The organism is Facivitalis istanbulensis, from assembly GCF_040560405.1.
In the GTDB taxonomy this organism is placed as follows: domain Bacteria; phylum Pseudomonadota; class Alphaproteobacteria; order Sphingomonadales; family Sphingomonadaceae; genus Sphingomonas; species Sphingomonas istanbulensis.
The window spans coordinates 33,034-46,010 of record NZ_JAVSCQ010000007.1; the positions used below are offsets into that span (position 1 = coordinate 33,034).

A 12,977-nucleotide genomic window follows, 5' to 3' on the forward strand; every position below is an offset into this window, starting at 1 on the left:
TCGGCATTGCGCCCTGGGGTCCGCCAGTGCAGCGCCCCCCGATCACCTGAAAGCCGACCAGCGTCACCCCCGGGCCGGGATGACGGGATCAGGTGCCAGGATCATCCGTGACCATCCAACCAATCGGCGGTGATCTCGCCCCTATGCCCTTCCGGTGCCAGGGCGGCGCGCAGGGCTTCCAGCAGAGGCGGGAGCGCCTGCGTGAACGCAAAGGGCGGATTGACGATGAAAAGACCCGCGCCGTTATAAAGGCCGGGGCGGTCGGCATCATACAGCCAATGCTCCACCGACAGGAATTTCGGGATGCCGAGCTTTCGCAGTGTGTCCTTCCACCGGTCATGCGTCTCGCGGTCTTTCAGCGGATACCAGATGACCGTCACGCCATGCGCCCATTTGCGGTGCGCCGCGGCGAGGGTGGCGGTGATGCGCGCGCGTTCGTCCGTCTGCTCATAGGGCGGATCGACCACCACCACGCCGCGACCGGTGCGGGTCGGAAGCATCGCCAGCCAAAGCTCATAGGCATCGCGCTGATGCACGGCGGCAGGCGTGCCGCGCATCGCGCCGCGCAGGGCGCGTGCGTCTTCGGGGTGCTTTTCATTGAGGATCAGCAAGTCCTGCGGGCGCAGGAGCTGTGCCAGGACCTGCGGCGAGCCGGGATAGAGGTGCGGCTCTGCCCCGATATTCACCGCCTCCACGGCGGCGCGATAATCGTCCAGCAAGGGGGTCGGGTCGGCAAGGGCCCTTATCACGCCCTGTGCGGCCTCGCCGGTGCGTTGGGCCTGCTCGCCGCCAAGATCGTAGAGCCCGCAGCCGGCATGGGTGTCGATCAGGGTCAACGCGCCCTGTTTCTGCTGCAGGGCGCGGACAAGCGCGATCAGCAGGCTGTGCTTCACGACATCGGCGCTGTTGCCGGCATGGAAGGAATGACGATAATTCATTGAAATCCAAAATCCTGCCGATTTGCGCTTGGCCGGGCCACGTCCGGCGCTACCGGGCGAGGGCGCCGATCGCGAGACGGGCGAAGCCATTAATCCGGCGCTGGTATGAGAAGCGGGCGGATAGTGTCAAAGCGGCTCCGAGCGACGCCTCAAACCAGCTTTCGCGGTCGACGGCAACCGGCCGCAGGTGCAGCGCTTATCCGCAATCGCGCCGGCGTTTTACAATCCTGCGCCAAACTGCGTCATCGGTCCGACATGCCGCCGGCATCCGTGCCGAGGCCAGAGAAGGTCTCGAACTGGCCCGGCGCGATCCCGGCGACCGACCAGTCGCCGATCGACCAGCGGACCAGCCTCAGCGTAGGCAAGCCGACCGCCGCCGTCATTCGGCGCACTTGCCGGTTGCGCCCTTCGCGGATGGTGATCTTCAGCCAACTGTCGGGAATGAACCTGCGCTGGCGGATCGGCGGATCGCGCGGCCACAGGTCCGGCGCGTCGATCCGGGCGACATCGGCCGGCAGGGTCATGCCATCCTTCAGTTGGACCCCCCGTCGCAAGCGCTCCAGGTCCTGCTCCTGCGGATCGCCTTCGACCTGAACAAGATAGGTCTTGGGCATTTTGAAGCGTGGATCGGCAATGCGCGCCTGCAGCCGCCCGTCATCGCAGAGCAGCAGCAGCCCCTCGCTGTCCCGATCGAGTCTCCCGGCGGGATAAACGCCCTTCACCTCGATGAAGTCCGACAATGTCGACCGGACCGTCGGCGATCCGCGATCCGTGAATTGCGACAGGACCCCAAAGGGTTTGTTGAACAGGAGCAGCCGGGCCATGCCGAGCTCATATCCTCCGGCTGCGGTCATGTCTCCTGGCACATGCCGCCGCCGGACAGGCGGCACCTGCCAAACACCGGCTCCACCCCTTCGCCTATCGCTCCCCGGTCAGTTCGCCACCGCCACCGGTCCGCGTGGCGGCCCGGCATAATGCGCCACCGCCGCCGCGACATTCTGGATCAGTTGTTGCCGCTTGCGGATATCCTCGGTGGTGTCGCCGATCATCACCGCGATGGCGAAGCGGCGGCCGTCGGGGGCGGTCAGCAGGCCGACATCGTTGAAGCCGGCGTTGCGGCGACCCAGATCCTGTCCGGTGCCGGTCTTGTGCGCGATCTGCCACCCGGCGGGGACGGCGGCGCGCAGGCGGGCATGGCCGGTGCGCGAGGCCTCCATCGTGTCGACCAGGATCCGGGTCGAGGTTTCCGACAGCAATTCGCCGCGCGCCAGCCGCGCAATCGCATCGGCGATCGCGATCGGTGCCGCGCCATCGGGCGGATCGTTGACATAGGCGTTGAGCGCCGCCGTGCGCGCCGCCGGATCGAGCCGCGCGCGGGCCGCCTGGAACGCGCCCGCCGCCGCGAAGGCGGGTTGCCAGGTCAGGCCCGCCGTCTTCGACTGGAGCAGCCGCTCGCCGGGGCCGAACCGGATATCGCCCAGCCGCTTGGCCGCGATCATCGCGCGGACGGCCTGCGGACCGCCGACATAGGTCAGCAACCGGTCATTGGCGGTGTTGTCGCTTTGGGTCAGCGCACGGGTCATCAATTCGCCGACCGTGGTATGATAGCCATCGCCCTTGACCAGCATCGCGATCGGCTGGTGAAACAGCGTCAGGTCCTCGCGCCGTACGACGATCGGATCGTCCAGCCGCGCGCGGCCCCGGTCGCGCAGGTCGAGCAGGGTGATCGCGACCCATAGCTTGGAGACGGATTGCTGCGGCAGGCGCTGGCGCCCGCCGACTTCGACGGTCCAGCCGTCATCGACCGCGCGAACCGCAATGCCCTTCTTGCCCGAAAAACTGGCCGACAGGCTGTTGATCGCGCTGACCAGCCCGGCCGGTGCGGCGGTCGCATGGATGGGGCGGGGCGGGGGCAAGGGCATGGAAATCACCGCCGGTGCTTCGGGCGGGTTGCGATAGGGCGCGCGCGGGCTGGAACTGGGGCGCGTATCGGTGCCGCACGCCGCCAGCGCCATCAGCAGGACTCCCGTCGGCAACGCCCTTTGCAAAACGCTCGATACTCGCTTCGTCACCGCCATACCCCGCTGCACCGGAAAACCCTTACGCACTGGTTCGATTGGCGAAATCCCCGGCATGGGGCGTTGCGACGAATGGCCGTGATCGCGCGATGGAATGCGCAACCTCCTATGGAACAGGCCCTTTTGGGATCGGGGCTTTACGGGATCAGGATGGTGTCGACCGCCTCGGGCAGCGTGTCGGGATAGTCGCGTGTATAGTGCAGCCCGCGGCTTTCCTTGCGGTGCAGCGCGCAGCGGACGATCAGTTCGGCGGTCTGGAGCAGGTTGCGCAGCTCGATCAGGTCGGGCGTCACCCGGAAATGGCCGTAATAATCGTTGATCTCGTCGGTCAGCATGCGGATGCGATGCTGCGCGCGCTCCAGCCGCTTGGTGGTGCGCACGATGCCGACATAATTCCACATGAAGCGGCGGATTTCGGTCCAGTTCTGCTTGATGACCACCTCTTCGTCCGAGTCGGTGACGCGGCTTTCGTCCCAGACCTGGATGGCGGGCGGCGGCGGCAGGTCGTCCCAGTGCCGCGCGATATGGCTGGCGCACGCCTCGCCATAGACGAAGCATTCGAGCAGCGAGTTGGAGGCGAGGCGGTTGGCGCCGTGCAGCCCCGACTGGGTGACTTCGCCCGCCGCGTACAGGCCGGGCAGGTCGGTGCGTCCGTCACGATCCACGATCACGCCGCCACAGGTATAATGCTGCGCGGGGACCACCGGGATCGGTTGCACCGTCATGTCGATGCCGAGCGACAGCAGCTTTTCGTGGATGTTGGGGAAATGTTCGCGGATAAAAGCGGGCGACTGATGGCTGATGTCGAGATGGACATAATCGAGGCCCAGCCGCTTGATCTCATGATCGATCGCGCGCGCGACGATATCGCGCGGGGCGAGTTCGGCGCGGGCGTCGAAATCGGGCATGAAGCGGTGCCCGGTTTCGGGAATCTTCAACTGGCCGCCTTCGCCGCGAACCGCCTCGGTAATCAGGAAATTCTTGACCTGGGTGTTGTACAGGCAGGTCGGGTGGAATTGCATGAATTCCATGTTGGACACACGGGCACCGGCCCGCCACGCCATGGCGATGCCGTCGCCCGTCGCCCCCTTGGGCGCGGTGGAGAATTGATAGGTGCGTCCTGCGCCGCCAGTCGCCAGGATGGTCGCGCGCGCCTTGTGCAACTGGACCCGGCCGGTGCGGCGATCAACCGCATAGACGCCCCAGACATGGCCCGCGCCCGAATAGCGCATCTCGTGGCGGCTGGTCGCCAGGTCGATCACCACCTGGTCGGGCACCATGGTGATGTTGGGGTGCGCGTTCGCCGCGCGCAGCAGCGCGTCCAGCACCGCCCAGCCGGTGGCATCGGCGACATGGACGATGCGGCGATGCGAATGGCCGCCCTCGCGCGTCAGGTGCAGCATATTGCCCTCGGTCGCGAAGGGAACGCCCAGCTTCTGCAACCGCTCGATCGCGGCGGGGGCGTTCTCCACGACGAACTCGACGGTGGCGCGGTCGTTCAACCCCGCGCCCGCGATCATCGTATCCTCGATATGGCTCTCGAACGTGTCGCCGGGTTCGAGCACGGCGGCGATCCCCCCCTGGGCCCAGGCGGTCGAGCCTTCGTTCAGCTTGCCCTTGGCCAGCACCGTCACCTTGAACCGGTCCGCCAGGTTCAGCGCGGCGGTCAGCCCGGCCGCGCCCGACCCGACGATCAGGATATCGGATTCGGTCATATGCGGGCTCCTTCAGGCGCGGTGGAGGGATGGAATCGATACCCTCTGGCACGGTTCGGGAGGTTGGGACAGGGGATTGTCGCGCCTTGCGATGGCGGCGCGGGCTTCCCACCTGTCTCTCCATGACGTTCGCCCGATCCGATTGGCGCGGCCGCCTGTTCGCGGCGATCCTGACCGGCATCATGGTCCTGGGGCTGGGTGTCTTTCTGGTGATCGGTCTGAGCATGTCCTTCCTGACCGAGACCAAAGAGGGGCTGGAGACGTTCGACGTGCCCTTGCCGACGCCCACCCCGGCGCCGCGCATCCAGCCGAAGAAGATTCCCAGCCACCGTCCGCGCGGGGCCGCCGCGCCGCCCAATCTCCGGTCGCAGGCGACCCCGGTCGTCGCACCGCCGCCGGTCGTCGTGCTGCCCCCCGTCTCGCCCGTCGTCGCCGCGCCGGTGGCGGGCACGGGGACGCAGGCCAGCCAGGGCGCATCGGACCGGCCGGGGCCGGGCACCGGCGCGGGCGGGATCGGCAATGGCACGGGCAGCGGCGGATCGGGGGACGGGGACGGCTATGGCGAGGAGACCCCGCCCCGCCGCATCCGGGGCCGGATCAAGGATTCGGACTATCCCGCCGCGGCGGCCGATGCCGGGGCGAGCGGCACGGTGCAGGTGCGCTACTTCGTCAACATCGACGGGCGGGTCAGCGGGTGCGTGGTGACCCGGAGCAGCGGGAATGCCGCGCTGGACGAAGTCACCTGTCGGCTGATCGAGAAACGCTATCGCTACGATCCGTCGCGTGACGCCGATGGCCGGCCGGTCCGATCGATCATCATGGTGAACCAGGACTGGGTGCTGGAGCGTTTGCCGCCCGAGCGGTGATGCCTGGCCTTCGCATCGGCGCGGCGGGTTCAGGAGCCCGCCGCCTCGATCCGGTCCAGCCATCGGGTGATCGGACCACGCAGACCCGCACGCGACTTGCCCGAGGCGAGGATGAACGGCAACGCCCAGAGCGCCGGGACGGCCAGCGCCAGGGCCACCCACAGGACCGCCCCCACCACCAACGCCGCGCCCATGATCTGCAACTGCTGCATCGCGCCTGCATCCAGCGTCAGGCGACGCGGCCCCTTGTCATCATAGAAGCGATGGGTCGTCCAGACCACGCCGTCGCCGGGACGGGCGTTGCGCGCCAGCCAGGCAGGCCGCGCCTCCCGCGCCTTGCGATCGGCGACGAAAGAGGGGGTGTCGGGGCGCCGGGTGACGGCTTGTCCCGCCTGGGTGTCGATCACCTCCAGCCGCCGACCGCGTTCCACGACACGAAAGCGGGTGGGCGGCATGTCGGTCACGACGTCGGGCGCCCCCGCCGCGCGCGCCACTGATCGGCGCTCTGGCCCCAGGCATCGACACGGAACGACTCCAGCGGGGCGGGTAGGCTCACCGGCCCCTGATTCACCGCGCCCAGCCTTTGCGCCAGCCGAATCGAGCCCGCATTCTCCGGGTCGATGGTGTGGATCACATGGTCCCAGCCGAGCACATCGACGGCATAGTCCATCGCTGCGCCTGCCGCCTCCTGCGCATAGCCGCGCCCGGCAAATTCCCGCGCCACGCCCCAGCCGATCTCGCGCCCCGGCCAGCCCTCGGGCTGCCACGGCCCAATCCGGCCGACCCAGCGGTCCGTCTCGCGCTCGATCACCGAGAACATCGCGAAGCCGCGCACGTGCCACGCGCCGACCATGGTGCAGAGCCCACGCCACGCTGTCCCACGCGCCTGTATCCCGCCCAGGAAGCGCATCGTGTCTTCCTCGGCATGGAAGGCCGCCCATGCCTCGAAATCCTCCGCCGAGGGGACCCGGAGGATCAGCCGCTCGGTGTGGAGGACGGGGGACGTCACCCGAACCGGCTCTTCAGCGCTAGCATGGCGAGCGCGGCCTTGGCCGCCTCGCCGCCCTTGTCCTTCTCGGTCGGCCTGGCGCGGGTCAGCGCCTGCGCCTCGTTCTCGGTGGTGATGATGCCGTTGCCGATGGGCAGCCCGTCCATGGTCAGCGCCATCAGCCCGCGCGCGCTTTCATTCGAGACGATCTCGAAATGATAGGTTTCGCCGCGGATCACCACGCCGATCGCGACAAAGGCGTCATAGCGCCCGGTGTCCGCCGCCATCGCCACTGCGCCGGGAATCTCCAGCGCGCCGGGGACGGTGATCGTCTCATGGCTGTGGCCCGCCTCCTCGATCGCGGCGCGTGCGCCCGATAGCAGCAGGTCGTTCAGATGCTCGTAGAACCGGGCCTCGACGATCAGCACATGCGCCATCAGGCGTCTCCCTCGCTATTCTCGATCCGCCGCTCGCCGACGATCGACAGGCCATAGCCGTCCAGCCCGATCAGCGTGTGATGGGTGTTGGTCAGGAGCACCATGTCCTGCACCCCCATTTCGGCCAGGATCATCGCGCCGACGCCATAGTCGCGCAGTTCCTCCATATCGAGTTGCACTTCCTCGCCCGCCTTCAGCCGAACGGCGGTGGTGAAGGCGTCCGCGCGCGGGCGGTTGATGACGACGATCACGCCCGATCCCTCGCGCGCGATCATCTCCATCGACTTGGCGAGCAGATGGCCGCGCGGGCCCGCCTCGCCGAACATGTCGGCAAAGGGCGACATGGCGTGCATCCGCACCAGCACCGGCTTGGCGGTATCGAGCTTGCCCTTGACCAGCGCGACCTGCTCGGTCCCGGTGGCCTTGTTGCGATAGGCGCGCGCGGTCCAGGTACCGCCCCATTCGCTCTCGAAATGCGCCTCCGACTGCAATTCGACCAGATGGTCGTAGCGGCGGCGATAGGCGATCAGGTCGCGGATCGTGCCGATCTTGAGATTGTGGAACTGCGCGAAGGACACCAGATTGTCCATCCGCGCCATCGTGCCGTCCTCGTTCATGATCTCGCAGATCACGCCCGAGGGGTTGAGCCCGGCCAGCCGCGCGACATCGACTGCCGCCTCGGTATGGCCCGCGCGCACCAGCACGCCGCCGTCACGCGCGACCAGCGGGAAGACATGGCCCGGCGTCACCAGCGAATCGGGCCCCTGCGCGGAATCGATCGCCACCGCGATCGTCCGCGCGCGGTCGGCCGCCGAGATGCCGGTGGTCACGCCCTCCTTTGCCTCGATCGAGATGGTGAAGGCGGTTTCGTGCCGCGTCCCGTTCTTGGGGCTCATCAGCGGCAGGCCGAGCGTGTCGACCCGCTCGCGCGTCATGGCGAGGCAGATCAGCCCGCGCCCGTGCCGCGCCATGAAGTTCACCTTTTCCGGCGTCGCCATCTGCGCGGGGATGACCAGGTCGCCCTCATTTTCCCGGTCCTCGTCATCGACCAGGATGAACATCCGGCCGTTGCGCGCCTCGTCGATGATCTCTTCGGGGCTGGACAGAAAGCCGCGCCGCAGATCGGAAAGCGCGTCGGGATTAGCGGCCACGATAATGCTCCATGCGTTGCAGGTAACGGGCCAGCACGTCGATCTCGATATTGACGCGCTGCCCGCCCGCGATGCCGCCCAGCGTGGTGACGGCGGCGGTGTGGGGGATGATGTTGAGTCCGATGACGGTGGCCTCGGCCGAGTCCTCGACGCTGTTGACGGTCAGCGAGACGCCGTCGATCGTTACCGATCCCTTGGTCGCCATGAACGGGGCGAGGTCGGCGGGCACCGTCACGAACACGCGGTGCGACCCGCCTTCCTCGGCGACCGACAGGACGGTGCCGACGCCGTCGACATGCCCGGTGACGATATGCCCGCCAAGTTCGTCGCCCAGTTTCATCGCGCGTTCGAGGTTGAGCGGGCGACCCGGATGCCACTGCTCGGCGGTGCGCCCGATCGTTTCGGCCGAGACGTCGACCGCGAACCAGTCGGGGCCCTTCTCGACGACGGTCAGGCAGACGCCCGAACAGGCGATCGATGCGCCCAGGTCGATGGTGCCCGTGTCATAGGCGGTGGCGATGACGACTCGCGTGTCGCCGCGGGTTTCCACGGCGGTGACGGAGCCGATGTCGGTGACGATCCCGGTAAACATATCAGTTGCGCTCGTAGACCTCCATCCGGTCGCTGCCAAGCATTCGCGAATCCGCAAGCCGCCAGCGGCCATGCGCCTGGGCCAGCGCGGTCAGTCCGATGGCGTGCAGCGCCGGGTGGCCCTCGCCGATCAGGATCGGTGCGCGGTAGAGCAGCAGCTGGTCGACCAGATCGGTGGCGAGGAAGGCCGAAGCCGTCCGCGCGCCGCCCTCGACCATCAGTCGGTCGATGCCGGTCAGATCGGCGATCGCGTGGGGCGAGGCGATGGTCTCCCAGCCGGGCTCGGGACTGCGCGACAGCAGGATACGGCGCGGCGCGCGATCTTCGAGACCGGGCAGGCGGACATCGAGTCGGGGCGCATCGGTCTCCAGCGTGCCGCGTCCGACCAGGATCGCCTCATGGCGGCTGCGCGCCAGATGGGCATGCGCGCGGGCCTGTGGTCCGGTGATCCAGCGACTTTCGCCATCGGGCCGGGCGATCCGCCCGTCGAGCGAGGTGGCGAGCTTGAGCGTGACGAAGGGGCGGCCCTGCGCGCGGCGCGTCAGGAAGCCGGCGATCATCGCGCGCGCCGCAGCCTCGCGCACGCCGGTCGTGACCGCGATCCCGGCGGCGCGCGCGCGGGCAAAGCCCAGCCCGTCGGTGCGCGGATCGGGATCGCCCATCGCCGCCACGATCCGGGCGATCCCGGCGGCGATCAGCAGGTCGGTGCAGGCGGGGCCACGGGGCGAGACATGCGCGCAGGGTTCCAGCGTGACATAGGCGGTGGCACCGCGCGCGGCGTCGCCCGCCTGGGCCAGCGCCATGGCTTCCGCATGGGGGCGACCACCGGCCTGGGTCCAGCCGCGCCCGACGACGCGGCCCTCGCGCACCAGCACGCAGCCGACATTGGGATTGGGCGCGGTTCGCCCCACGCCCCGACCCGCCAGCCCGAGCGCGGCATCCATCCAGCGCTGGTCGGTCAGATGCCCCACTTGCTCAGCGCTTCGTCGACCTTCCTGAATTCCGCCCGGCGTTCGTCCTCCGCGGCCTTTTCCTCCGCCAGCTGTCGCTTCTTCTTCACATAGTCGATCTTCTGCTGCGCGCGGATCTCGGCATCGGTGCGGTCGGCCGGCCATTGTTCGACATAGATGATGTCGGGCCGGTACGGCGCGGGCACATAATCGTCGCGCGCAAAGGCGTAGACGAAGAAGCCCGTGATCCCGATCGCGATCATCAGGAAGACCAGTTCATAGGGATGCCGCTGCGACAGGAAGAACCGCAGGTCGCGATAGGCGCGGACGGGGGAGAAGCGGCCGAAGAACGACATGGCGGGCAAGATAGGCGTGACGCGTCCCGGATGCCAGTGGGGATCGAATTGGACCATCGCGCCATCGCGCCTCCGCCGGAGGGCGCGGGTATCCGGCGATAGCAGCCCGAACGAGAAAGGGCGACCGCATCGGCGGCCGCCCTTTCCCTGTTCCGCGATGGAAACCGAGGCGTATTACGCGACGGTCTTCATCTTCTCGGCGGCGACGGCGAAGCGATTGCTGATCGGCTGCGCGATCTCGCCGGCCAGCTTCATCACGGTCTCGGTCGAACGCGAGGTCTCGGCGACCAGCGAGTCGAACGCCGAGCGGGCGAAGTCCGACTGCAGCTTCATGAATTCGGTCGGCGACTTGACCGACGACAGCGTCTTCAGCGTCTGGGTCGCGGTTTCGAACGAGCGCTTGGCATAGTCCGCCGCACCCTGGCCCAGGGTTTCGGCGCCCTTGGCGGCGATCTTCGACGATTCGACGACCGCTTCCAGGTTTTCCTTGCTGAAGGCGACGGCCTCTTCGAACAGCTTGGCGCTCTTTTCCATCGTCGCCTGGGTGCGGGCCTGGGCCTCGCCGAACAGCGCCTGGGTCTTGGCGGCGGTGTCGTGGGCGGCGTTCTCGACGGTGCTGGTGGCTTCCATGGTGATTTCCTTGGGCTTGGGTTCCGCCGGAACCGCGGCGGTCGGAGAAAGGGGCCTGGTCGGAGCGACCGGAGCCTTGGCCGCGCGCGGCTTCGGGGCCGGGGCGGCGGGGCTGCTCGCCTTGGCCACCGGCGCGGGCGCGGGCTTGGCCGGCTTGGGTGCTGGCGCGGCGGTCGGGTTCACGGGCTGCGCGACGACCGGGGCGGAGGCTTTCACGGCGGCGGGCTTGACCGGCTTGGCCACCGCCGGCGTCAGCGGAGTCGCCTTCGCAACGGCCGGCTTGGCGGCGGCCGCGACCGGCTTGGGCTCGGACGGAAGGCCCTTCAATGGCTGGGACACTGGCTGGGCAGGGGCGGGCTTGGCGATGCCACGCGTCTTGGCCGCCGACTTTGCGGCGGGGGTGACCTGCTTGTTCGTGTCCACCAGCGCTCTCCCGTTTTGCTGCGCTGCACAATAGCCATTTCCGGCAAAGTTATCAACAGCCATTGTGGCATCCGGCAATCGATTTCACCGCTGCCGGACGTATTGTCCGGGCGCTTCGTCCAATGCGGGCAGCGCCCCGGCGCCGGGGATGCGCGCACCCATGGCGGGGACGCGATTCGAGTCGCGGCCGATCAGCCAGGCGGTCCAGTCGGGCCACCAGCTGCCCTTGGTCTCGGTCGCGCCCGCCACGAAGTCCTGCAGCGTCGCGGCGGGGGCGTCATTGGTCCAATATTGATATTTGCCCGCGGCGGGCGGGTTCACCACGCCCGCGATATGCCCCGATCCAGCGAGCACGAAGCGCAAGGGGCCGGCAAAGGTTTCGGTGATCTTCCAGACGCTTTCGGGTGGGGCGATATGATCCTCGCGCCCCGCCTGGACATAGGCGGGCGTCGTCACCCTGGTCAGGTCGAGCGGCACGCCCGCCACCGCTAGCGCCCCCGGTTTCACCAGCAGATTGTCGCGATACAGGTCGGTCAGATAGCTCAGATGCCATTTGGCGGGCAGGTTGGTGACGTCGCCATTCCAGTGGAGCAGGTCGAACGGCACATAGTCGCGCCCCAGCAGATAGTTGTTGGTGACGTAATTCCAGATCAGATCGCGCCCGCGCAACAGGTTGAACGTCGCCGCCAGATAGCGCCCGTCGAGAAAGCCGTCGGGCGACAGGGTGGCGATCAGCTTCAACTGTTCGTCGTCTACGAAATGGAGCAGTTCGCCCGCCTCGCTGAAATCGACCTGTGCGGTGAAGAAGGTGGCGCTGGCGACCTTGGCCGAGTCGCCGCGCGCGGCCAGCAGCGCCAGCGTCGCGGCCAATGTGGTGCCCGCCACGCAATAGCCGACGGCGTGGACCGACTCGACCGACAGCAGCGCGCGCACCGTGTCGGTCGCATCGATCTGTGCGGCGACATAATCGTCCCAGATCACGTCCTTCATCGCGGCGTCGGCAGATTTCCACGACACCATGAACACGCTGAATCCCTGGTCGACCAGCCAGCGGATCAGGCTTTTCTCGGGCGCTAGGTCCAGGATGTAGAAGCGGTTGATCCAGGGCGGGAAGATCAGGATCGGCACGCTGGCGACCGTCTCGGTCGTCGGGGTATAGTGGATCAACTCGTACAGTTCGGTGCGCTTGACCACCTTGCCCGGCGTCGTGGCCAGGTTGCGCCCGACCTCGAACGAGGTCGCATCGCTGTGCGTCAACTGCCCGCGGCCCATGTCCGCCAGCATGTTCTGCAAGCCTTTCAGCAGATTCTCGCCGCGCGTCTCGACGATCCTGTCCAGCACCTCGGGGTTGGTCGCGGGGAAGTTGGTCGGGCTCATCGCGTCGATGAACCCTTGCGCGGCGAAGCGGATCTGCTCCTTCTGCTTCGGCGCGACGCCCTCCAGCGCATCGACGCCGCGCAGCAGATGGTCGGCGATTACCTGATAGCTCTGTCGGATCCAGTCGAAGAGCGGGGACTGCCATTGCTCGGCGCGGAACCGGCGATCGGGCTTGGCGGCGATGCCGGGCTCGGCGGCGGGGTCGACGAAACGCTGCCACAGCGCCATCGAATCGGACCAGAAATCGCGCACCCGGCCCAGCGTCGCGGGATCGTTCAACCCGGGCACCACCGGCATCCCCTCGGGCGGCGTGCTGAGCGCGGCCTGCATCATCATCTGCTGCGCGCGGCCGATCACCCAGGTCCAGTGCTGCAATTCCTCCAGCGTCGGCAGGCCGGTCGCGGGACGGGCGGGCCCGGAATCCCGCGTCTTGTCCTGAGATTTCGCATCGGCGTCCATCATCGCGTCCTCTCGTTC

The 12,977-nt window shown here is 67.9% G+C and carries 14 protein-coding genes; 1 reads left to right on the forward strand and 13 read right to left on the reverse strand.

Annotated elements, in window-relative coordinates; genetic code table 11:
• Positions 1-101: 101 nt before the first annotated feature.
• From RN629_RS06460 to nadB, 4 genes are all read right to left on the reverse strand, one after another.
• On the reverse strand, positions 102-938 hold the full coding sequence (locus RN629_RS06460; RefSeq protein ID WP_407034456.1) for a 23S rRNA (adenine(2030)-N(6))-methyltransferase RlmJ: 837 nt from the start codon (positions 936-938) through the stop codon (positions 102-104).
• Positions 939-1,180: 242 nt separating this feature from the next.
• On the reverse strand, positions 1,181-1,762 hold the full coding sequence (locus tag RN629_RS06465; RefSeq protein ID WP_407034457.1) for a pseudouridine synthase: 582 nt from the start codon (positions 1,760-1,762) through the stop codon (positions 1,181-1,183).
• Positions 1,763-1,870: 108 nt separating this feature from the next.
• Positions 1,871-3,016 (reverse strand): serine hydrolase, encoded by a 1,146-nt coding sequence (locus RN629_RS06470; protein WP_407034547.1) that lies wholly within the window; start codon positions 3,014-3,016, stop codon positions 1,871-1,873.
• A 137-nt stretch (positions 3,017-3,153) separates the two neighbouring features.
• On the reverse strand, positions 3,154-4,731 hold the full coding sequence (nadB, locus tag RN629_RS06475; RefSeq protein ID WP_407034458.1) for an L-aspartate oxidase: 1,578 nt from the start codon (positions 4,729-4,731) through the stop codon (positions 3,154-3,156).
• Positions 4,732-4,853: 122 nt separating this feature from the next.
• Between nadB and RN629_RS06480 the strand changes: the two genes are divergently transcribed.
• Positions 4,854-5,597: a TonB family protein gene (locus RN629_RS06480; RefSeq protein ID WP_407034459.1), complete on the forward strand. Its 744-nt coding sequence runs from the start codon at positions 4,854-4,856 to the stop codon at positions 5,595-5,597.
• 29 nt (positions 5,598-5,626) lie between these two features.
• Here the strand turns inward: RN629_RS06480 and RN629_RS06485 are convergent, their stop codons facing one another.
• The 9 genes from RN629_RS06485 to phaC all read right to left on the reverse strand — a co-directional run bounded on the left by RN629_RS06485 (position 5,627) and on the right by phaC (position 12,962).
• Positions 5,627-6,061, reverse strand: coding sequence for a hypothetical protein (locus RN629_RS06485; RefSeq protein WP_407034460.1), 435 nt, complete (start codon positions 6,059-6,061; stop codon positions 5,627-5,629).
• Positions 6,058-6,606: a GNAT family N-acetyltransferase gene (locus tag RN629_RS06490; RefSeq protein WP_407034461.1), complete on the reverse strand. Its 549-nt coding sequence runs from the start codon at positions 6,604-6,606 to the stop codon at positions 6,058-6,060. Before RN629_RS06490 ends, RN629_RS06485 begins: the two co-directional genes overlap by 4 nt.
• Entirely contained in the window at positions 6,603-7,022 is a 420-nt protein-coding gene (ribH, locus tag RN629_RS06495) for a 6,7-dimethyl-8-ribityllumazine synthase (RefSeq protein ID WP_407034462.1), read from the reverse strand. The genes RN629_RS06490 and ribH overlap by 4 nt, the downstream gene beginning before the upstream one ends.
• Positions 7,022-8,173, reverse strand: a complete 1,152-nt coding sequence (gene ribB / locus RN629_RS06500; RefSeq protein WP_407034463.1) for a 3,4-dihydroxy-2-butanone-4-phosphate synthase — start codon at positions 8,171-8,173, stop codon at positions 7,022-7,024. The genes ribH and ribB overlap by 1 nt, the downstream gene beginning before the upstream one ends.
• Entirely contained in the window at positions 8,163-8,765 is a 603-nt protein-coding gene (locus RN629_RS06505) for a riboflavin synthase (protein WP_407034464.1), read from the reverse strand. Before RN629_RS06505 ends, ribB begins: the two co-directional genes overlap by 11 nt.
• A gap of 1 nt (position 8,766) precedes the next feature.
• Positions 8,767-9,708 carry a bifunctional diaminohydroxyphosphoribosylaminopyrimidine deaminase/5-amino-6-(5-phosphoribosylamino)uracil reductase RibD gene (gene ribD, locus RN629_RS06510; protein ID WP_407034548.1) on the reverse strand — a complete coding sequence of 314 codons (942 nt, stop codon included), beginning with the start codon at positions 9,706-9,708 and terminating at the stop codon, positions 8,767-8,769.
• 14 nt (positions 9,709-9,722) lie between these two features.
• Positions 9,723-10,127 (reverse strand): hypothetical protein, encoded by a 405-nt coding sequence (locus tag RN629_RS06515; protein WP_407034465.1) that lies wholly within the window; start codon positions 10,125-10,127, stop codon positions 9,723-9,725.
• A 117-nt stretch (positions 10,128-10,244) separates the two neighbouring features.
• A complete protein-coding gene (locus tag RN629_RS06520) occupies positions 10,245-11,123 on the reverse strand; it encodes a phasin family protein (protein ID WP_407034466.1) in 879 nt (292 codons plus the stop codon).
• A gap of 84 nt (positions 11,124-11,207) precedes the next feature.
• Positions 11,208-12,962, reverse strand: coding sequence for a class I poly(R)-hydroxyalkanoic acid synthase (phaC, locus tag RN629_RS06525; protein WP_407034467.1), 1,755 nt, complete (start codon positions 12,960-12,962; stop codon positions 11,208-11,210).
• Positions 12,963-12,977 lie beyond the last annotated feature (15 nt).